We start from the raw sequence: 20209 nt of genomic DNA, 5'->3' as shown, positions 1-20209 counted from the left end.
CCCTTCTGTGTCATTTGCACTCACCATCTGATGCTCTTCGGCCAGCTCAGCTCGGAGATCTTCACCCCGCTCGCGGGTGGCAACCGGCAGCTTTACGAGAGCATGATCGAGGCGATCTATTCTGAGTTCTACCGTTCGGACCTCCTCTTCCCATCTGAAGCCGAGGTCGTGACGTTGATCTACAACTCGCTTGCCGCAGCCCCTGAGCTTTGGCGGGAGGATGAAGCGCCGGTGGAGCTGCACCGCCTGGTACCGCGCAGCGGCCGGCGCGTTAGGCGCCGCCGGGTTGGCGGTGCCGATGATGACGCCACCGGGACGCTGATCGGCCGCGCTCGCCACATTTACAAGCGGCTGGTCGTTACAGGCTGGCTGGAGCAGACTCGCTACGGGCTGAAGGTCACGGTGGACATGACCTCGGGAGCGATGCGGCTGGCCGAGTTCCTTTGCTCGATGAAGGAAGGCATGTCCGAGCAGCTGGGCGGCCTGATCGTGGAGGTGCGAAACGCCCTCGACGGAGTCCGCACACTCCCCTCGGAAAACGCGCTGGGACTCAACAAGGCGGCTCGCGATGCCGCGGCATTCGGGCGCTATCTGCGTAGTGTGCTCTCGGCGCTGAGGGAGATCGACCGGCAGCTGCTCGCTTCGGAGACCATGGGAGAGCGGCTGCGGCACTATTTCGAGGATTTTATCGAGCGCGTGCTGCTTCGCGACTATTCCGCGATCGCGAGCACGTCCCATCCTTATCGCTTTCGGCACCGGATTCTGGCTTCGTTGGATGCGCTCGAAGAGGCAGAGTTGGATTTGGCTGCGCTTGCGGCTGCGTATCACGAGGCAAAGCTGGCCGCTGACCTGCGGTCTGCCCGGGACCTTGTGATTGATGATCTCGTCCGTATCCGTCGCGTCTTCGACAGGATCGAGGACGCTTTCAGGCGCATTCAACAACACCGGTCACGGCTTGAGACGAAGCTGCGCAACGTCGTGCGCTACGCTGGGCGTCGTGGCGGGTTCCTGCAGCGCAGCGAGGCGATCATCCTTCATCTCGACCGTCTGTTTGCTGGGGCGCCTTATGCCAGGCGGGAGATCGCGTCGCCGATCGAGCCGCGACAGGTGGTGCTGTCGCCGGCGCTCCTTGCGCGGCCCAGGGGTGTGCGAACTCAAATCATCGGCGAGGATATGGTTCTGCCTCCGCCCGATCCGCTTCGGGCGCTGCGTCGCCAGCTGGAACGGGACTATCTCGATCGCCTGACGGTTTCGCCGGCGCAGATCGCGAGGTTTCTGGAGCGGCGGGTGCCGCCGTTCGGGGAGGCGGCGGCGGCGGGAATGTGGATCGACACGGTCGATGATTTCCTCGCCTTTGAAGCGCTCCGCCTCGCCGTTGGGGCTGACGCGATCCCGGAGCAGCTTGCCCTCGGCTTTGAGTTCCTGCCGGCCGCCGGCACGCCGGTCGACAATGACTGGCTCGTCTGCCCTAACTTCATTGTCAGGCGCCTTGGCGATTCGGTCACATTGGAGGTCCGGCGTGCTGCTTGAATTCGAGCGACTGGAAGAGCGTGATCCGCGGGATCTTCAGCGCGTCACCCAGCTGATCTCCTATCTGGTCCGGCATCAGTTCGTGCATGCGGAGGACAGGGGCGGCGCGTCCATGCTTGAGACGCTGCACCGCTCTCATCTTGCGACGCTCGTCGCCGACTACGTCGATGTCGCGGGCTACCGGCTGGTGGTCCGCGAGACGGAAGGGTGGGCGGGGATTTTGCCGGACGTCGAGCGCATCGGGTTCCAACGTCTCCGCATCGACGAGACGATCGTGTTGCTGGTGATGCGGCGCATCTGGGAGGAAGCTCTCCAGGACGGGGAGATCTATGCGTATGGCAGCGCACCGACCACGCTCAACGAAGCCTATCTGGCGTATCAGGATATTGTCGCGGGCACGCGACGAGCAGCTCTCAGCGTCGCCGCCTTTCGTGAGGTGATCGAGGTCTTGGAGCGTCGATCGATCGTTCGCCTGGGTCCGATCGATGTCGAGGCGCAAGACATGGAGCTGACGGTCAGGGCGCTCATCACCACCGTGGCAGGCGACGACTTTGTGGCGTCCCTCGACCAGATTCTCGCCAGGCCCGTGGAGGTCACGGAGGCTGCAGGCGACGAGAAGGGTGAAGCGCTTTGATGGAGCTTCGCCGCATCGTCCTGATCCAGTGGCACCTCTTCCACCGGGCCGACCTCGACCTGTGGGGTGATGCCGCGATCCTGGGACAGAACCGTTCCGGCAAATCGACGCTGATCGATCTCATCCAAGCCGTGATGACCGGCGGATCGAGCCATTATTACCGGTTCAACAGATCGGCTGGAGAGGGAGGCGGGCGCTCGGAACGGACCCTTGCCGCTTATGCTCTTGGCCAGCTCAACGAGGAGAGCTTCAAGCGCCCAGAATCGTGGACCCACATCGCCTTGGTGTTCGAGGACAGGGAGGGGGGCCGGCCGCCGGTGAGCATCGGGTTGTGCATCGAGGCGTCGCAGGCTCATGGCGCCGAGGTCATCGGTCGATATGTCGCTCCCGGTATCAGCCTGGACAGTGAGATGCTGCTCGAGGAGCCGGGCGCATCGCGCCCGCGGTCAGGATCCTGGACGGTGGTCCGGCAGCGACTAGTCTCCGCGTGCGCGGCCGCGGGCCAGTCGCTCATGACGCATGACGTGGCCCGCAATTACATCCGGGAGTACATGCGGATCCTGTTTACCGGCCGACGGACCCCGGAGCCGGAGCGGTTCGCACGAGCATTCGTGCTCGCCCTCTCGTTCGTCGATAAGAGCTCGCTCGAGCAGTTCGTCAAGTCGTACCTGCTCGCGGCGAACCCGATCGACATCGGGGAGCTGCGTGAGTCCATCCAGCGCTATCGGGAGATTCAGAAGACCATCCACGAATTGGAGAGGCGGCTCGAGGCGCTGCGCTCGCTCAAGTCCCTGGTGGATCGGTTTGTCGCGAAGCAGGAGGAGGAAGATGTCGCGAGGGGGGTCGAGCAGCTGGCCTCTCTTATCGAGGCTGGTGGGGCCTTGGTCAAATATGCCGCCGAGCTTCGAGAGCGGCAACGGCTCTTGCAGCTCACGATCGATGAAATCGGGCGAGCCGATGGTGAGATCGCGAGCCAGCGGGAGATATTGGAGGGCGTGAGAGCGCAGCTGGCCGCAGAGAACGCGGCGGGTCGCCGTGCGGTCGTTGAGCTCCAGATCCGTGAGATTGAGCGTGACCGGGCGGCCGCCATGGCCCGGCTGCAGGCGCGGTATTTGCAGGTCGCACGAGGCGCGCAGCTGCTCGCGTTTCGGGAGCGACTCCTGCCGATTGCGCCTGGTGAACTCATCCGCGGACTCGAGGAGATTCAGGCCGCGAGCGAGAAGGAGGGGCCGCCCGACTGGCCTCGTGATCCGGTCGCGATGGAGAAGTTGATCGCTGCGGTGCGCACGGCAGCCGTGTCTCGCCTGCAGAAGGTCACCGAGCGCCGAAACGATGCGATCGGCTGGATGGGGAAGGTTCGGGAGGATCTCGCCGCAGCGGTGGAGCGGCGGAACCAGGCGCGCTCGGGCCGGGTGTCGCTCGAGGACTCCACGATCAGGCTGATGGATGCGTTGCGCGGCGAAGGGATGCGGCCGCGCGCCCTTTGCGAGGTGTCAGAAGTCCTCGACGAGCGCTGGCGGAACGCTGCCGAAGCGCTGCTGGGCCGGGATCGGGAGGCGATCATCGTCGACCCCGAGCATGCGTCGCGGGCGGTCGAGATCCTGAGGCGGGGGCGAGACTCCTATGGCAGCTGCCGAGTCGCGAACACGCGTCGGCTGGATGGTCACGCGCGTGAAGCGCGTCCGGGGACCCTCGCGGCCACGCTGGGCAGCGACGACAGTCTGGCGATGGCCTTCATCGTCTTTCGTCTCGGCAACGTCGTTCTGGCGGACGATCAGGAAACTCTCCTCGGCGGCGGCCGGGCCGTGATGGTCGATGGCGCCTATTATGACGGGCTGATCACGGAGATGCGCCGCCCCCAAGGGTTGAAGATCGGCCGTGCCGCCGCTCCGCTCATGCAAGCCGAGCTCGATCGGCGGGTTGAGGAACTCCAGAGTCTTCTCGCCAACCATGAGAGGAACGTCTCCTTTTATGAGGATGTGCTGAAGCGCTTGTCGGATCTCGCGATCGAGCCGGCCGCGAGTGATCGGCTCGAGCACCTTGCCGGCGAGATCGATGGGTTCGAAGAGCGGCGGCGGGAGGCGGGGGCGAGCCTTGCCCGCATCGCTGCAATGATCGATCCCGCGCTGCTGGATGCGGAACGTCGCGCGTTGGCGATGATCACGAGCCTTGAGAAGGATCGCGAGGAGCTGATCGACAGGCGGGGTTCGCTTCGCAACGCACGCGGGGAAACGGAGCTGAAGCTCGGCGCCGGTGAAGGCCAGGTCGGCTCCCGGCTCTGCTTTGCTACTCGCAGGAGACTGTTCCGCAAGGAGGTCTCCAGCCGTGCAAGGCTTGCTTCGTTTGCAGAGCGCTACCGAACGTTACGACCCCGGGCCCCGGCGCGGATCGTGAATGAGATGGCACGGGAGGCGCTTGCGGCCCGTGAGGCGCATCGGGAGCTTGATCGGGACATCCGTTCGGCTCTTGGCCACTACAAGATTGACTTCGGCGACGCCCCCCTCGGATCGCCGGAGCTGAGGATCGTCGCGGATGTACGGCCCTGGGTCGAGGACGGCATTCAGGCGTTGGAGGGCAATGAGCTTGTCCAGTACCGTCGGCAGGCGGATGAGGCCACGGACCGCGTCACCCGCCTCTTCCGCACCGCGTTCGTCCACGAGCTGAACAACCGTTTTCGATCGCTCGAGGGCGAGGTGGAGATGCTGAGGCAGGCGCTACGGTCGCGCCCTCTCCATAATGAAACCTACCACCTTCACGCCCACGTCAGGCCCGAGTTCGAGGACTTGCACCGCCTCGCGCGCGACTGCGAGGATGACGAGAGCGCCCTCGACGCCCTGTTCGGCCGCGCAGAGGTCCGGGATGAACGCCATGCTCGGGCCCTGAAGCAGGTTGAGATGCTCTTGGGCGATGACCAACTCGATTTCACAATTTTCCAGGATTACCGAAATTACTTCAGTTTCGACCTTCGGACACGCGACCTTACGACTGGCCGGTCCTACAGCTTCGAGAAGCGGCGCGGCGTTGCCAGTGGCGCCGAGCGACAGGTTCCCTTCTATGTTGTCATCGGAGCGGCGCTCGCGAGCATCTATCATGGCATCCGCGGCATGTCTGACCCGCGGGAACTGGGGCTGGGCCTCGCCGTCTTCGATGAGGCCTTCAGTAAGCTCGACGGCCCCAACCAGCGTTCGCTCCTGGAATTCTACCGTTCGATCGGGCTCCAGGTCGCGATCGCTGCGCCGACCGAGAAGAGGGCGATCGTCTACGAGAACCTGGACACCATAGTCGACGTCTTCAGGAGCGGCGACGACGCGTTTGCGGAGTCCGTGCGGATCAAGCCGCATGCACGCGCGGAGATGCGTGCCGCCAATCCGCAGCATCTCAGTGACGATGAGCTGGCGCTGCAGCTGCCGGGAGCGCGAGCAGCGGAGTGAGTCGTAAGGGCTTCTTCCAGACCGATGCCTTGCTGTCGGAATTGATCAGGCGACACGAGGCCAACCCCTCGGCCACGCGCCTCACCGCGCGGATCGAATTGGAGGCTTTTCCCAACATCGAGACGCAGGATGCGTTCTTTGGCGAGCTGGCGGAGCTGGAGCGCGAGGGGGGCATCAAGGTCGTTCGGCGGCGGGTCGCGGGTGAGTGGACAGCGACCGGTGTGTCGTTGCTTCAGCCGGAGGTGCTATACCGGCGCCTGGGAAGGGATCCTTCGCGCATCGCCGTGGCGAAGGCTCTGTCTCGCGTTCGGCAACGTTCCGACCTCCTTGCTGGCGCCCACGAAGTTATAGACGAGGTCGGCGCTGCCTGGGAGCGCGGCGTTTCTCGATACGGTATCGCCCCATTGGACGACGTCAGCCTCGGCCAGGTGCTCGATCTCGCCGCTGCCGCAGGCGCCCGCTCCCTTGAGGTGGATGTCTCCGAGGTGGATTACCGCACTTTCTCCAGGCGGACGGCTCGAGACAGCAAGGCGCTCGAGCGCCAGCTTCCCGCCGTGGTCCACATCATGATGACGCTGTTCCCACAGCTTGATGATGGCCTCAAGCTTCGTCCTGCAGAGCGGCTGGCGTCGGCTGGGATCGTCCGGCTCGCCCAGCCACTTCTTCTCGCGGGTCCGATCGTGCTGGACGGGGAGAGCCTGCCGGCCCTGCCATTCGTGGGCCTGCCTCCCGAGGAGGGTAGCCGCGTCGGCCTGTCCGGACCGGCGACCTACGTGCTTACGGTGGAAAACTACGCTTCCTTCGTCCGACATGTCCGCGAGATCTCCTCGTCCGATGGCGGCCTAGTCCTTTATACTGGTGGGTTCCCCTCGCGGGCCGCGCTGGCCGCCATAGTTCGAATTGCCTCACTGGCAGATGTGCCCATATTTCACTGGGGCGACATGGATGCGGGCGGCGTCCGAATCTTCCGACATCTGGAGCTCGCCTTGGCAACGTGCGGCATCCGGCTGCGACCCCACTTGATGGACCCGCAGCTCTTGCGCGACCTTGGATCTGTCGCCGAGCGCCAGCCAGGCATCCGGCGGGGTCAATGTACGGACAGCGCGATTACGACGCTTTGGGACCTGATCGCGCTCGAGCATCTCGTCCACGAGCAGGAGGAGCTGTCTCCGACTAGACCTCTCTGACCGTTGCTTCCTCGGATGTCGGAAGCAAGGACGACACTTCGCGGGCATACCTACGTGTGCCGGGATTCGGGCCTCACCAAAGGCAGACCCCTCGCGATCATCAGTTATAGTTCTGCGTAGATGGTCATAAATCTGTCGTCACCAGCGTGATAGCCGGGACGAGGCCCGTCGAACAGGTGGTCAGACGCCTGGATATCCCCCATTTCGGGCTCTAGAAAGAGGCGATATCCCGAGGCACTGCCTCCGCTCAGCTGCCAAGCGCATAGGCCGTTGGCTCCTTTGTGGGAGCAGCCATACGTGTGCGGCTCGACAGTTCGCTCAACACCTTTGTATCGAAAGGTAAGCAGCCGTCGATCCTCAATCGCCTTGATGATTGCATCATTCATTGGCAAACTCCACGTTGGGGGGGATCTTACGCGTATGCAGCTTGTCCATGTGCGAGTGAAGAACTTTCGATCACTCAAGAATGTCTCGGTGGCAATGGGGCCGCACATGGCCCTCGTCGGGGCCAACGGGGCAGGCAAATCCAGCATTCTTAAAGCGATCGAGCGCTTCTATTCTACCGCAAAATCCTTGGACGCCGACGACTTTTTTGGACGCGACCAGAGTCAGGCGATCGAGATCGAACTAACCTTTGGGCATTTGACGCAAGCCGAGATCGAAGCATTCGAAAGCCGAGTTAGAGACGGCGAGCTCGTGGTGACCAGGATCTTTGACGCCACGCCGTTGAGTGGCCGGTATCATGGCGCCGTTCTACAAAATGCTGACTTCATTCCCATCCGCTCGCAAACTGCCGCAGGCTTGAAACGAGATGCTTATCGAGACCTTAGAGCGAACAATCCCGACTACGCAGGGCTTCCAGCGGCCTCGAGCGCTGCAGCTGTGGACGCTGCCCTGCTAGCCTGGGAGGGAGACCATCTCGACCAGCTTACGCTACACCTTGATGACGGGCAGTTCTTTGGCTTTCAAAACGCTAGCCGAGGGGCTCTCCAAAAGTTCACGACGTTTGTATTTGTGCCAGCCGTGCGTGAGGCAGCGGCCGACGCTGCCGACGCTAAGTCAAGCGCAATAGGTCGGCTCTTGGAGCTCGTTGTTCGCAGTTCCATTCTCCAACGGCAGGACATCCTCGAATTCAAAAACGAAATGACGACAAGGTACCAAGAGCTTGTTGCTCCGGAGAATATGCCGGAGCTTGGTTTGCTGGCTGGGCGGCTGACAGGTGATTTACAGAATCTCTATCAGGAGGCTGCAGTTGGACTCAGTTGGAGGGCCGTCGGGGAGTTCCCCGTCCCCTTACCGGTCGCAGATGTCTCGCTCAGCGACGATGGGTTTGGCGGTCCTGTGGACCGGCAAGGGCACGGATTACAGCGGGCATTCGTCTTCACTCTGTTGCAGCACCTCGCTCGCACGTCGACAACTGTCGGCGAGCTAGGGGAGGCTGGAGGTGACGGCAATGAGCAGGCCGCTCCACCCGATGCGCCTACTCTGATCTTGGGGATCGAAGAGCCGGAACTATATCAACATCCGATCAAGCAGCGGCACTTGGCCAATGTGCTTCGCCGGCTGAGCCTGACGGCCTCCAGCATAGTCCAATTGCTCTATAGCGGCTCAGAATGTTCGTGTGCCGGCCCACGAGTCGGAGGATGAGCCCAATCAGAGGACCACCTTGGGTCTGCCGCTGATGACTGGAGACCGTTGCCGGAAATCACTCCGTTCCGTCGTAAATTCCGCATTGCGCGGATCCGGCCGAAGCCGCCAGTCTGCTCACGGCCAGCCTCGGTCGTACGTCAGGCAGCACGCTTTTCGATCGAACTCCCTCCCACGCCTTTGAGCACCGTAAAGCCGTTCGGCACCGCCTGTTGAACGAGCGGCACGTGCGATATGAGCCCGACGGCTCGGTTCGCACCGACGATATCTTGTAGAACCTGAAGCACGCGGTCCAAGGTGCCGCTGTCATTCTCGGTGTCCAGGCTTCCGAAGCCCTCGTCGATGAAAATGGTGTCAAGACGGATCGCACCATGACTGGCCTCGACGATATCGGAGAGGCCGAGGGCGAGCGACAGGGCCGCGATGAAGGTCTCGCCCCCTGAGAGGGTGCTGAGATCCCGCGGGCGCCCCGTCTCGATATCATGAACCCGGATGTCGAGGCCTCGCTTAGTTCGTCCGCCGCCGGCCTCGACGTCCCTCTCGAGTCGGTAGCGACCTGATGTCATCGGCTCCAGGCGAAGGTTCGCTGCCTCCAGCACCTGATCGAACATGGCACCGATCGCGAAGCTCTCGAGCGCAGTGTTCATCTCGTTTTGCCCGGAGAACGCGTCCGCCCGCGCGCGCAGGGGGCCGGTTTCCTCCTCGAGCCGGCGGAGACGGGTTAGTTCCTCCGATAGCTCCGTTCGAAGGGCGACAAGTCCGTCGTACATGGCACGAGCCGCCGCATGTTCGTGCTTTGAGGCGTCCGCTGCCTGGCGTGCCGCGTCCCGGGTGCCCGTCAAGATGGCGAGGTCGGGTCGCTGCGTGTTCTTGATGGCCGCTGAGGCTTGCGCGGCTGCACCCGCAGCGGTCCGCAATGCTACTTCATGCTCGTCTACGACGGACGTTAGGGCCTCGATCTCGGGCACGTGCTGCACGAAGGTCCGATACTGCTGATCGGAGATGCCGATTTCTTGCAGGCGGGCCGCGAACTGTTTCCGCGCGCGGGCCGCTTCGCGAACCGCATCGCTGCTCCGGGCTGTGGCGTTAGTGAGGTCAGCGTCAGCCTTAGCCTTTGCTTCGCCCGCCTTTCGTAGGGCGTTCTCTGCCTCTGCGACCGCCTTCTTTCGGCCAGCAATGGATTTTTCGATCTCGCCTTGGGCTTGCTGGAGGACGGACTCGTCTCGGTATCGCTCGGGCACATCGGCGATGTGGTCCTCATAGGAGCGGCGGGCGACCGCTTCATCGGTCCTTGCCTCCTGCAGCCTGCCGTCAGCCTTCGATGACGCGGCTGATGCCGCATCCAGCTGTGTCTTGGCGTTCTGAACATTCTGCTCGAGCAAAGCGATGTCCTTCGGGGCGCCTAATGCTTGAAGCGCCTCATCGATATCTGCAATCGCGTCCTCGAGCGTCGTCGCCGGCTCTTCCGGGGCGCTCAACCTGCGCGAGAACGGTGTCGTGGTCTTCATCAAGGGGCATCCCGTGAAAGTGTCTTCCGAGGTGCCAGTCGCTTGTGTGTAAAATTCGCATAGTTCTTTTTTGCCCGCGCTGAGGCGGAGAGCAAGGCCGGCCGCTCGGTGATGTCGCAGCGAGCCGGCGGCATCCAGCCGGTTCGTTCAAGCTTACCAGTGGTCAGAGGGATGGATCGCCCATACGAAAGTTGCCGACGCCGCCGTCACCAAGGAAGATGCTCAAACCGACTCAGCGTCAGCGCTCGAGAGCCTCACTGCAGCCGAAGCAGCACTGCAGGCGGAGAGGCGAGGGTGAAATTGAGGCCTGAAAATCGTCCCGACGATAGCCTACTCATAGCACAGATCTGCCGGTCGCGAGCCTCGCTACCGCCACGCGGTAAAGGGCGGCTCCCCGCCGCAAGAAGACGAGCCCTCAGCGATTGGCCTTGTGATCGAATATCCAGCTGGCGAGAGCTGGTCGCCGCGCAGCTGGTCAGAGCAGTAAGGATGAGGAGGAGCGAGGGGGTACGCATTGCTTTGATGTTCTAGTTCGTAAGGATACGTTGCCCGGCTAGAGCCCAGCGCCGGTGGGGGCGGCCGCTAGCACGTACGCTGCGCATCCCTCGACGAACGGCCAGCTCGGACCACGGCATTGCAGAGGTTCGTTCAAGCGCTGGCGTGCAGCCCAGTTGTAGCCCGCCGCGTATACGTCGCACGTCCCGAGGCAGGGAAAGCCTCGGAAGGCCCCCTGTGGGGAGCTAGCGTCTCGCCGAGCGTCGTAGGCTGCGTAGGTCTCGCCGGCGAGCTCGCTCCTGATCGGCACGCCGGTGTGGAAGAGGTCGCGGCCGCCGTAGCTTTCGTCGCTATGCTCGCCGCCGTAGCCGAACATATCGACTGCCCGTTCGCGCATGCCGCGGTCCATCAGGAGCAGCGTCGCCAGGATCGCGGCGAGCACGAGCGCCATGGCGGCGAGCACAAGGCGCGGACGGTCTCCGAGGTAGCGCATCACGGCAGCCTCTCTCCAGGGCTCGGCATCTTGATCCTCCTCATAGCGTGCCTTGGGGAGCCTGCTCGCAATCTTCGTCCAGATCCGTCTCGATCTGGATGGTCGTGTGCTCGATGCCGTAGCGCTCTCGCAGCATGGTCGCGGCCCCGCGTAGGAAGTCGTCTTTCGGCCGGCCGCCGGGCATCACCAGGTGGCAGGTGAGCGCGATCTCCGTCGTGCTCATCGGCCAGATGTGGAGATCGTGCACCCGGGCGACGCCGGTCAGGCCCTCGAGCGAGGTGGTCACCGCTTCGGGATCGATCCCGCTCGGCACCCGATCCATCGACAGCGCGACCGATTCTTTCAGCAGGCCCCAGGTGCCGATGAGGATCACGACGGCGATGGCGAGGCTGGTCACCGGATCGATCCAGCTCCAGCCGGTCTGCAGGATGACGAGGCCGGCGACGACGACTCCGGCCGAGACCGCCGCATCGGCGGCCATGTGCAGATAGGCGCCGCGGATGTTGATGTCGCCCTTTCGGCCGCTGGCGAAGAGCAGGGCCGTCACGGTGTTGATGACGACGCCGATGCCGGCGACCAGCATGACGGTGCCGCCTTCGACCGGTTGCGGATGCGAGAAGCGCCGCACCGCCTCGAACGCGATCGCGCCGATCGCGACGAGCAGGAACAGCGCGTTGAACAGCGCCGCGAGGATGGAGGAACGGCGCCATCCGTATGTGTAGCGCTCCGACGGGCTCTTCTTCGCCAGCGTCGCCGCCGCCCAGGCGACGAGCAGCCCCAGCACGTCCGAGAGATTGTGCCCCGCGTCGGCGAGCAGCGCCATCGAGTTGGTGGCGAAGCCGAAGCCCGCCTCGACGATGACGAAGCCGATGTTGAGCGTTGTCCCGATCAGGAACGCGCGTCCGAAATCCGCCGGGGCGTGGCTGTGCCCCGGGCCATGCGCATGTCCGTCGTGCTTCGCATGGTCATGGGAGTGAGCCAACGATCAGGCTCCTTCCCCAGGCGCTTGCCTGGTCAGCATGGAGTCGCATTCTCTCGGCGTCGCCAGAGCGCTTTCCTGTCGTCGGTCCGCCAGAGCGTCTATCCGCACCGTCGCCTTGTCCCGCTGCTCGGCTGGCAGCATTTCCCGAAAGCGCGCCGCGCGGCTGCGGAGTTGGTCGCCCTCGGCGGTCGTGCGCTCCGGCAGGCGGGATTGATAAAGCGATTCCGCCGCGCAAAGCACCGCCGCCGCTTCGGTCTCTTCGGAAGCGCTCGAGCAGCCGATCCCCGCTAGGAAAATCGCGAGAGCGGCGTATCGCCCTGCCGCGGTTATGGCCTGGGCTCCTCTCATTCGGCCGGAACCGGGCTGGTTTCGAGCTCCGGATCGGCGCTCTTCCGATCGGGACGCAGCACCCACTGGCTCATCGCCGGCAGAACGAACAGCGTCAGCACCGTCGCGGTCAGCAGCCCGCCGATCACGACCGTCGCCAGAGGCTTCTGGACCTCGGCGCCGGCGCCGCTCGCCACCGCCATCGGCACGAAGCCGAGAATGGCGACCAGCGCGGTCGTGAGCACCGCGCGAAGCCGTCCCACGGTGGCCTGGACGATGGCCTCCTGACGGTCGCCGATCTCGCCGAGCCGTTCCTTCAGCGCCTGCATCAGCACCAGGCCATTGAGCGTCGCGACGCCTGACACCGCGATGAAGCCGACCGATGCCGAGATCGAGAACGGCATGCCGCGCAGCAGCAGCGCCAGCGCACCGCCGACCAGTGCCAGTGGGACGCAGGCGAACACGAGCAGCGCCTGCCAGACCGAGCCCAGGCCGAGGAACAGCAGGATGCCGATCAGCAGCGCGACCATCGGGATGATCAGCATCAGCCGCTGGCTTGCCCGTTCCAGATTCTCGAATGTGCCGCCCCATTCGAGCCAATAGCCGGGTTGGACTTTCACATCCGAAGCGACACGGCTGCGCGCTTCATCGACAAACGAACCGAGATCGCGTCCGCGCACATTGGCCTGGACGGTGATCCGCCTCTTGCCATTCTCGCGGCTGATCTGGTTCGGTCCTTCGGCGGTGTCGAACCGGGCGATCGTCGACAGCGGCACCGGGGCGGTGAAGCCCATCTCCGCTTCCTCTGGGATCACCGGCAGCTGGTTCATCACCGCAGGGTCGCCGCGCGTCGCCTCGTCGAGGCGGACGACAACGTCGAACCGGCGGTCCCCCTCGAGTACCTGGCCGGCCTCGCGCCCACCCATCGCGATCGAGAGCACGTCGGCGGCATCGCTGGCATGGACTCCGAGCGCGGCCGCCGCGGTCCGATCGACCGTCGCCGTGATCGTCGGCTGGCCGCTGACCTGTTCCACCCGCACGTCGGCGGCGCCTTCGATGCTGCCGAGCACCTTGGCGATCTGGTTGGCCTGCGTGGTCATGGCCTCGAAGTCGTCGCCGAAGATCTTCACCGCGACATCCGCTCGCACCCCCGCGATCAGCTCGTTGAACCGCATCTGGATCGGCTGGGTGAACTCGTAATTGTTGCCGAGAAGCTTGCCGAGCTCCTTCTCCATCCGCGCGACCAAGTCCGCCTTGGGCAGGCGCGGGTTCGGCCATCCCTTGCGCGGCTTCAGCATGACGAAGGTGTCGGACACGTTCGGCGGCATCGGATCGGAGGCGAGCTCGGCCGTGCCGGTGCGCGTGAAGACCAGCGCCACCTCGGGCATGGCCGAGAGCGTCCTTTCCACCCGGAACTGCATCTGCTGCGCCTGCTCGAGCGACGTGGAGGGCACGCGGATCGCCTGCACGAGCATGTCGTGCTCGTCGAGCTGCGGAATGAACTCGCGCCCGAGCGTGGAGAAAGCGACCACGCCGATGAGGAGGGCGATGCCGGCGGCGGCCGCAACCGCCTTGGGCGCCGCGACCGCTCTCCGAAGCCACGGCTCGAAGCGCAGCTTCGCTGCGGCCGAGAGCTTCGTCTCCTCCTCCGGATACTCGGGCTCCTTCAGGAACAGGGCCGCCATCGCGGGGACGAAGGTCAGCGACAGGATGAACGCCCCGGCGAGAGCGAACATGACGGTGCTCGCCATCGGCGCGAACATCTTGCCTTCGACGCCTTCGAACGCGAGCAGCGGCGCGAAGACGAGCAGGATGATCGCCTGCCCATAGGCCGCTGGCCGTGCCATCTCGCGTGTGGCCTGGGCCGCGGCGCCGAGCCTTTCCCGCAGGGTCAGGGATCGGCCGAGATTGCCGCGTAGCGTCCCGAGCCGCCGCAGCGTGTTCTCGATCACCACCACGGCGCCGTCGACGATCAGGCCGAAATCGAGCGCGCCGAGGCTCATCAGATTGCCGCTGATTCCGAACCTTCGCATCGCGATCGCCGCGGACAGGAAGGACAGCGGGATCACTGCGGCGGTGATGATCGCGGCGCGGACGTTGCCGAGCATGAAGAACAGAACCGCGACGACGAGCAGCGCACCGAAGGCGAGGTTGTGCTCCACGGTGCGGATCGTGGAGTCGACCAGCTTCGTGCGGTCGAGGACCGGGTTCGCGACGATCCCGGCAGGCAGACTGCGGTTGATCTCCCGTAGCTTGTCGCCGACCCGCGCCGCCACCGTCCGGCTGTTCTCGCCGGCCAGCATCAGCGCGGTGCCGATCACCACCTCCCGCCCGTTCTCGCTCGCCGCGCCCAGGCGAGGCGCTTGCCCGACCCCGACCGTCGCGATGTCGGAGACCCGGATGACGAGTCCGCCCCGGCGTCCCACCGGCGTCTGGGCGAGTTCCTCGATCGTCCGCACGCGCGCATCGGCCCGAACGATGAAGGCTTCGCCGCCGCGCGTGACATAGCCTGCGCCGGCGACCTGGTTCGCATGCTCCAAGGCATCGACCAGCTGGCGCAGCCCGATGCCGTAGGACGCCAGGCGCCCCGCGTCGGGTCGGACCGCATATTCCTTCACATAACCGCCCTGCACGTCGATCGCGGCGACACCCGGCACGTTCTTCAGCTGCGGGGCGATGATCCAGTCCTGCACCGTGCGCAAATAGGTTGCGCGCTCGATCTCGTTGGTGAGGCGCTCGCCTTCCGGCGTCACATAGGGCCCCTGAGACGCGCGTCGTTCAAACTCGACGGTCCAGATGAAAACTTCGCCAAGGCCGGTGGCGAGCGGACCCATCGTGAAGTCGACGCCTTCCGGCAGGCTCGCCTGCGCCGAGCGGAGGCGCTCATTGACGAGATTGCGCGCAAAGTAGATGTCGGTGTCATCCTCGAACACCGCGGTGATCTGCGAGATGCCGTGGCGCGAGAGCGACCGCGTTCCCTCGAGGCCCGGTATGCCGGCGAGCGCCGTCTCGAGCGGGAAGGTGACTTGGCTCTCGACCTCCTCCGGCCCCAGCGCCGGCGCGATCGTCGTGACGACGACCTGCTTGTTGGTGATGTCCGGCACGGCGTCGATCGGCAGCCGGAGGAGTTCTCGGCCGCCGTAGATCAGCAGGACGAGGGCGAACGCGGCGACCGCGAAGCGGTAGCGGACCGAAAGGTCGACGAGACGTCCCAGCATCTTAATGCTCGTGCTCCGCTTCGCCCTTGGAGAGCTCGGCCTTGAGGAGGAAGGCGCCGCGGCCTGCGATGCGTTCGTTGCCGGTCAGACCCTTCAGGATCTCGGTTCGTCCGGCCGCGGCGCGGCCGGCGACGACCGGGGTCGCGCGGAAGCGTGCGCCGTCCACGACGAAGACGACGGACCGGCCCTCGACATTCTGGATGGCGTCGGACGGCACCACGAGCGTGTTCGCCGCGCCGGTCAGAACGCGGCCCGACACTGGGGTCCCCGCAGGCGGCACGAAACCGACCGGCCGGGCGCGCACCTGCGCGCCTGCCGTGGCGGCGTTCGGCGAGATCGCCGTCACCACGGCCCGGACCTCTTCGCCGCCCGCCATCGTCGCGAAGATCGGGCTGCCGACGCGGATCGCGCGCGAGGCGCCGGCCGGAGCCTCGAAGATGAGCTCGACGCGGTTCTGGTCCGCGACCTGCGCGACGGTCGCGCCTTGCGCGAGGACCGAACCCGGCGCGGCCCCGACGGAGGTGATCGTGCCGGCCATCGGCGAGCGGACGGTGATCCGTCCCGCCGATCCCGGCGATCCGACGGCTGCGATCTGCGCCCGAGCTGCCCTGAGGCTCGCCTCCGCCTTCAAGGCGGTGGCGCGCGCGGCCTCGAGATCCTGCCGCGCCGTCACCCTCGCCTGGTAGAGGCGGCTCTCGCGCCTGTACGCCGCCTGTGCCGCAGCGACGTCGGCGCTCGCCGCGTCCGCCGAAGCACGGAGCGACGCGCCTTCTGCGCTCCGGATCGTGACGAGCGGAGCGCCGGCGCCAACGCGCGTGCCGGCCGCGACGTGCACCGTTTCCACGACGCCCTGAAGAGGGGCGCCGACAGCGGCCTCGGCATTGGGAGCGAATGCCGCCCGGCCCGGGATCAGGAGCTCGGCTCCGCCGCCGCGTGCGACGGTGGTCACCTCGACGCCGGCCGAGGCCGCCGTGGCGGGAGGGAGTGCGACGAATCCTTCGCCGCCTGCTTCGGCCTCGCCCTCCTTGTGCTCGCCTTCGGCCGTCTCGCCTTCGGCGTGCTCGCCTTCCTCATGATGCTCGGCTGCGGGAGCGTCGCGCCAGATGAGCGAGCCGGCGCCGACGCCTGCTGCCGCCGCGACCAGGCCGACGCCTGCGATGGTGGTGAGTGTCCTCTTGTCCATGGGACCTGTCCTTATTGAGCCTGCGCGCGCTCGAGCGCCGCAAGGGCGCGCGCGCGGTCACGGCGTGCTTCGATGATCGAGGTGCGGGCGGTGTTGAGCGCCGCTTCGGCGTCGAGGACGTCGAGGAGCGAGAATTTGCCGGCGCCGTAGCCGATGCGCGCGACGCGCACCGCCTCCTCGGCCTGCTTGAGCCCGGCGCCTTCGAGCGCCCTCATGCGAGCCTCGGCGGCGCTTAGAAGCGCCTGCGCATCGCGGGCTTCGCGAACCGAGTCCAGCCGCGCCTGCGCGGCACGGGCTTCGGCTGCGAGGAGTTCGGCGCGAGCGGCTTCGACGCCGCCGCGGTTGCGATCGCGGATCGCCAGCGGGAGGGAGATGCCGCCCACCAGCGCGACGTCGTTGCTTTCCTTGTGCCCCCGCAGGCCGGCGCGCGCGGTGATGTCGGCGACGCCGGTGCTGCGCTCGACATCGATCCGGGCTTCGGCGACGCGGCGCTCCGCTTCGGCGATGCGGATCGCGATCGGCTCGCCGTCCCGCGCTGCATTGAGGACGAAGCCTTCCGCGACCGGGCCTTCGAGATCGAGATCCTCGTCGACGATGCCGGTCAAGGCGGCGAGCGAGCGCTCGGCCTGTCCGGCTTCGGCACCGGCCTGTTCGGCCGCCGCGCGGGCTTCGGCGAGCGCCGCTTCCGCGCGAAGCTGCCTGAGCGGCGGATCGCGGCCGGTCTCGACCATCAGGCGGGCGGTGCGGGCAAGCTCCTCCGCGCGGGCGACCGTCTCCCGCGAAAGCGCGAGCCGTTCCTCTGTGGAGACTGCGTCGACGAACGCCGTGCGCACGTCGCGGATCAGGTCGGCGCGCGTGCGCGCCAGGGTCGCGGTCGCGAGATCGACTTCCGCCCTCGCCAGCATCCGCCGGGCGTTCCGCTTGCCGCCGCGCTCGAAGCGCTGTCCGACGGCCACCGTCAGCTCGGTGCCGCCAAAGCCGCTGTACGGGCCGGTGCCAAGAACATTCTCGACCTCGACCTCGAGCTCAGGGTTGGGCGAGACGCCGGCCTGGCGAGCCCGTGCTTCAGCCGCGGTGACGGAGGCCTGCGACGCCCGCAGCAGCTGCGAATTCTCCTCGGCGCGTGCCAGTGCCTCGGGGAGCGTGAGGGCCCGGGCCATCACGCCGCTGCTCGCCAGTGCGGCCAGTGTGATGGCTGCGCTGCTGCACAGGGTGCGTGCCCGCGATCGGGTGCGTGTCATTGTCGTTCCTGAAGATCCGGATTGAACCTGTCCCGTCGGGCGGGAGCGGCTGGATCTCAGGCGTTCGGCGGGCGCTCTGGGGTGTCGAGGGAGGCCGGCGCGAGCGCGCTCGTCCGCAGCAGGCCATAGGCTGCCGCCACACGTGGCGAGGGAGCCGTCGCGTTGCTGACCGAAGGCAGGCCGGCACAATGGCCGTGGCTGAAGGCGCAATGGCCGACAGCCATGCCCTGGTTGTCCTGATCGCCCGACTGTCCTGCCGCCGTGACCTCGGCAGCATGCTCGCCGGCGTTCAGAGCCTCCGAGAGGTGAGTGACGCTCTCTTCCGCGCAGCCGATCTCCGCGAGCGCAGGCGTGACGATTGCCGCCATCAGCAGCAACGCTGCCGTGGCACGAACCATCGCCTTCCAGAGCTTCAACAGGACCATCCCCTCCAATATAGGCGGAGTTCTGGCTCGATGCGAGACAACCATCAGAGCCACCTTCTTACGGAGCGTCGGTACGAGGCGTAATCCTGCCCCAAAGTTGCAGCGAGATGAGCTTCTTCGAGCCGCACCTGCACTTGCATCAGCATCTCTCCAAGAAGAAAAATCGCCATCGTCACCGCGTTGGGGAGCGTCAGGAACAGCCCCAGCAGACCACCCCGCATTCCGAGAAATATGGGGTTACGGCTCCGCCCGAAGACACCTCGGCTGACGAGCGAGGGCTGTAAACCAGCGTCGATGCCGATCCGCCACGAGGCGCCCATTTGCGCCTGCGCCACGACGACCCAGAGGAGCGACAACACGAGCAGAGCCCCGCCGGCGGTGCGGATGAGCGCTGCCTCAAGCCATGCCAAGCGTCCAAGCGCGTCGGACGATAGACCGAGGCAGAGTGCCAGAAGGACGGCGAAGATCGCGAATAGGGTGGCTCGAAACCACTTCGCCACCAGTCCTTGTGCGGTGTCGTCGTACGGCAGAACGAGCGCATTCACCCGATCACGCTTCCAGATCCGCCACGTGGGCAGCACGAGGGCCGTCACGAAAAAGATCGTGAAGAATGCGAGCAACGCGGGCGCCATTCACTTTTCCCTTCTTCAGCATGTCACCGGCGTCCCCCAAGCTCGCGTTTCGCATCACGGGTGATTTCCCAGGACGAATGGAGGAAGAGCAGTGCGATCGCTGCCGCGACGATGAGATCCGGCCAAGCGCTGCCGAAGGCGAACACCAGGGCAGCGGCGGCGACCACTGCGACGTTGGCGAGAGCGTCGTTACGCGAGAACAGCCAAATCGCTCTCGCCTGGGCGTCGCCGCCCTCTCTGAAGCGAGCTAGGATCAGCGCGGCGGTCACGTTGACTGCCAAAGCAACTACGCCAATAGCACCCATCAGCTCGGCTTCGGGCGGCACAGCCTTGAGTGCCCGCCAAAAGGCCATTCCCAGTACCCATACGCCGAGGGCGCCGAGGAATAGCCCTTGGGTAAGAGCCACTCTGGCACGGGTGCCGGGCGCCCATCCGAGCGCGAGGAGCCCCACAAAGGTGATCGACCCGTCACCGAGAAAGTCGAGAGCGTCCGCCTTCAGCGCCTGGCTGTTGGCGAGGAAGCCGCCAATGATCTCGCAGAGGCCGAAGCCGACGTTTAGGATCACGACCCACCAGAGAGCGCGCCGGTAAGCGGCGTCGTTCCCGGCACGGCCGACGTCACCTGTGCAGCTGCAGCAGCCCGATTCGCTCTCTGACATGCGCTGCTCGTACAACCTCCAGTCACTGGAGGATCAAGCCCCAGGGGGCGAGGGGCACAAGCTGTTTCCATCCGAACCGCGCGTCTCTATCTCCAGCGACTGGAGGATGGTTCATGGCGAACGTGCTGATGATCGGCGACCTGGCACGGCGGACCGGCACCAAGGTCAACACGATCCGCTTCTACGAGGATATCGGCCTGATGCCGGCTGCTGCGCGTACGGCCTCGGGCCGGCGGACATATCGGGAAAGCGACCTCAAACGGCTGACGTTTATCCGTCACGGTCGGGCTCTCGGCTTTTCCACGGATGAGATCCGCTCACTAATGGAACTGGCCGACCAGCCAGATCGCGACTGCGGCGAGGCCGGAGCTATCGCCCGACGGCATCTTGTCGATATCGAGGAGCGGATCGCGCAGCTGGAGCTGCTTCGAGACGAACTGAATAAGGTTGCAAAATCGTGCGCCGGAGGGAAAGCCTCCCGCTGTGAAGTGATCGAGCTGATCGCCGATTGGAATCATGCTGGGGAAACGGGTTCCTCTCGCAAGCAGACTTAGCGGGCACTCGCCCGGAAGCGTGAGGCGCTTCAAAGGTCGGGCCTTGGGTGCCGGCTCACCATT

Annotated in this window: 15 protein-coding genes; 6 read left to right on the top strand and 9 right to left on the bottom strand. The window is 65.5% G+C overall.

Going from position 1 to position 20209, the window contains the following annotated elements:
• The first annotated feature begins 30 nt into the window (after positions 1-30).
• The 5 genes from E2493_RS09890 to E2493_RS09870 all read left to right on the top strand — a co-directional run bounded on the left by E2493_RS09890 (position 31) and on the right by E2493_RS09870 (position 8429).
• The gene (locus E2493_RS09890) at positions 31-1530 is read left to right on the top strand and encodes a Wadjet anti-phage system protein JetA family protein (protein WP_135086251.1); all 1500 of its coding nucleotides are present in this window, start codon (positions 31-33) and stop codon (positions 1528-1530) included.
• Positions 1520-2164 (top strand): DUF4194 domain-containing protein, encoded by a 645-nt coding sequence (locus E2493_RS09885; protein ID WP_167737469.1) that lies wholly within the window; start codon positions 1520-1522, stop codon positions 2162-2164. The genes E2493_RS09890 and E2493_RS09885 overlap by 11 nt, the downstream gene beginning before the upstream one ends.
• Positions 2164-5595: an SbcC/MukB-like Walker B domain-containing protein gene (locus E2493_RS09880; RefSeq protein ID WP_225421333.1), complete on the top strand. Its 3432-nt coding sequence runs from the start codon at positions 2164-2166 to the stop codon at positions 5593-5595. The genes E2493_RS09885 and E2493_RS09880 overlap by 1 nt, the downstream gene beginning before the upstream one ends.
• The gene (locus E2493_RS09875; RefSeq protein WP_135086245.1) at positions 5592-6782 is read left to right on the top strand and encodes a Wadjet anti-phage system protein JetD domain-containing protein; all 1191 of its coding nucleotides are present in this window, start codon (positions 5592-5594) and stop codon (positions 6780-6782) included. Before E2493_RS09880 ends, E2493_RS09875 begins: the two co-directional genes overlap by 4 nt.
• A 420-nt stretch (positions 6783-7202) precedes the next feature.
• Complete coding sequence (locus E2493_RS09870; protein WP_135086243.1) at positions 7203-8429, top strand: AAA family ATPase; 1227 nt, start codon at positions 7203-7205, stop codon at positions 8427-8429.
• 140 nt (positions 8430-8569) lie between these two features.
• Here the strand turns inward: E2493_RS09870 and E2493_RS09865 are convergent, their stop codons facing one another.
• The 9 genes from E2493_RS09865 to E2493_RS09825 form a co-directional block, all read right to left on the bottom strand.
• The gene (locus E2493_RS09865; protein ID WP_135086241.1) at positions 8570-9937 is read right to left on the bottom strand and encodes an SbcC/MukB-like Walker B domain-containing protein; all 1368 of its coding nucleotides are present in this window, start codon (positions 9935-9937) and stop codon (positions 8570-8572) included.
• A gap of 553 nt (positions 9938-10490) precedes the next feature.
• The gene (locus E2493_RS09860) at positions 10491-10928 is read right to left on the bottom strand and encodes a hypothetical protein (RefSeq protein ID WP_135086239.1); all 438 of its coding nucleotides are present in this window, start codon (positions 10926-10928) and stop codon (positions 10491-10493) included.
• 37 nt (positions 10929-10965) lie between these two features.
• A complete protein-coding gene (locus E2493_RS09855) occupies positions 10966-11907 on the bottom strand; it encodes a cation diffusion facilitator family transporter (protein ID WP_135086237.1) in 942 nt (313 codons plus the stop codon).
• A gap of 344 nt (positions 11908-12251) precedes the next feature.
• Positions 12252-15452, bottom strand: a complete 3201-nt coding sequence (locus E2493_RS09850; protein WP_135086235.1) for an efflux RND transporter permease subunit — start codon at positions 15450-15452, stop codon at positions 12252-12254.
• Position 15453: 1 nt separating this feature from the next.
• A complete protein-coding gene (locus tag E2493_RS09845; RefSeq protein WP_135086233.1) occupies positions 15454-16635 on the bottom strand; it encodes an efflux RND transporter periplasmic adaptor subunit in 1182 nt (393 codons plus the stop codon).
• A gap of 11 nt (positions 16636-16646) precedes the next feature.
• The gene (locus tag E2493_RS09840; protein ID WP_135086231.1) at positions 16647-17876 is read right to left on the bottom strand and encodes a TolC family protein; all 1230 of its coding nucleotides are present in this window, start codon (positions 17874-17876) and stop codon (positions 16647-16649) included.
• Between the two features lie 56 nt (positions 17877-17932).
• Positions 17933-18292 carry a hypothetical protein gene (locus E2493_RS09835; protein ID WP_135086229.1) on the bottom strand — a complete coding sequence of 120 codons (360 nt, stop codon included), beginning with the start codon at positions 18290-18292 and terminating at the stop codon, positions 17933-17935.
• Positions 18293-18345: 53 nt separating this feature from the next.
• Positions 18346-18933, bottom strand: a complete 588-nt coding sequence (locus E2493_RS09830; protein WP_135086227.1) for a methyltransferase family protein — start codon at positions 18931-18933, stop codon at positions 18346-18348.
• Positions 18934-18956: 23 nt separating this feature from the next.
• Positions 18957-19592 carry a cation transporter gene (locus E2493_RS09825; protein WP_135086308.1) on the bottom strand — a complete coding sequence of 212 codons (636 nt, stop codon included), beginning with the start codon at positions 19590-19592 and terminating at the stop codon, positions 18957-18959.
• A gap of 113 nt (positions 19593-19705) precedes the next feature.
• On the opposite strand from E2493_RS09825, the gene E2493_RS09820 reads away from it, so the two are divergent.
• Positions 19706-20146 (top strand): MerR family transcriptional regulator, encoded by a 441-nt coding sequence (locus E2493_RS09820; protein WP_135086225.1) that lies wholly within the window; start codon positions 19706-19708, stop codon positions 20144-20146.
• Positions 20147-20209: the final 63 nt, after the last annotated feature.

It is taken from the genome of Sphingomonas parva (ex Maeng et al. 2020) (assembly GCF_004564275.1).
GTDB lineage: Bacteria > Pseudomonadota > Alphaproteobacteria > Sphingomonadales > Sphingomonadaceae > Allosphingosinicella > Allosphingosinicella parva.
The sequence above is the reverse complement of the archived record's forward strand: the minus strand, read 5'-3'. Positions and strand labels throughout refer to the sequence as shown.

What these genes read in the sequence shown, in the direction of transcription:
- E2493_RS09890 (WP_135086251.1), top strand. Translation starts at nt 31, where the DNA reads ATGCTCTTCGGCCAGCTCAGCTCGGAGATCTTCACCCCGCTCGCGGGT.
- E2493_RS09880 (WP_225421333.1), top strand. Translation starts at nt 2,164, where the DNA reads ATGGAGCTTCGCCGCATCGTCCTGATCCAGTGGCACCTCTTCCACCGG.
- E2493_RS09870 (WP_135086243.1), top strand. Translation starts at nt 7,203, where the DNA reads ATGCAGCTTGTCCATGTGCGAGTGAAGAACTTTCGATCACTCAAGAAT.
- E2493_RS09865 (WP_135086241.1), bottom strand. Translation starts at nt 9,937, where the DNA reads ATGAAGACCACGACACCGTTCTCGCGCAGGTTGAGCGCCCCGGAAGAG.
- E2493_RS09850 (WP_135086235.1), bottom strand. Translation starts at nt 15,452, where the DNA reads ATGCTGGGACGTCTCGTCGACCTTTCGGTCCGCTACCGCTTCGCGGTC.
- E2493_RS09845 (WP_135086233.1), bottom strand. Translation starts at nt 16,635, where the DNA reads ATGGACAAGAGGACACTCACCACCATCGCAGGCGTCGGCCTGGTCGCG.
- E2493_RS09840 (WP_135086231.1), bottom strand. Translation starts at nt 17,876, where the DNA reads ATGACACGCACCCGATCGCGGGCACGCACCCTGTGCAGCAGCGCAGCC.
- E2493_RS09830 (WP_135086227.1), bottom strand. Translation starts at nt 18,933, where the DNA reads ATGGCGCCCGCGTTGCTCGCATTCTTCACGATCTTTTTCGTGACGGCC.
- E2493_RS09825 (WP_135086308.1), bottom strand. Translation starts at nt 19,592, where the DNA reads ATGTCAGAGAGCGAATCGGGCTGCTGCAGCTGCACAGGTGACGTCGGC.
- E2493_RS09820 (WP_135086225.1), top strand. Translation starts at nt 19,706, where the DNA reads ATGGCGAACGTGCTGATGATCGGCGACCTGGCACGGCGGACCGGCACC.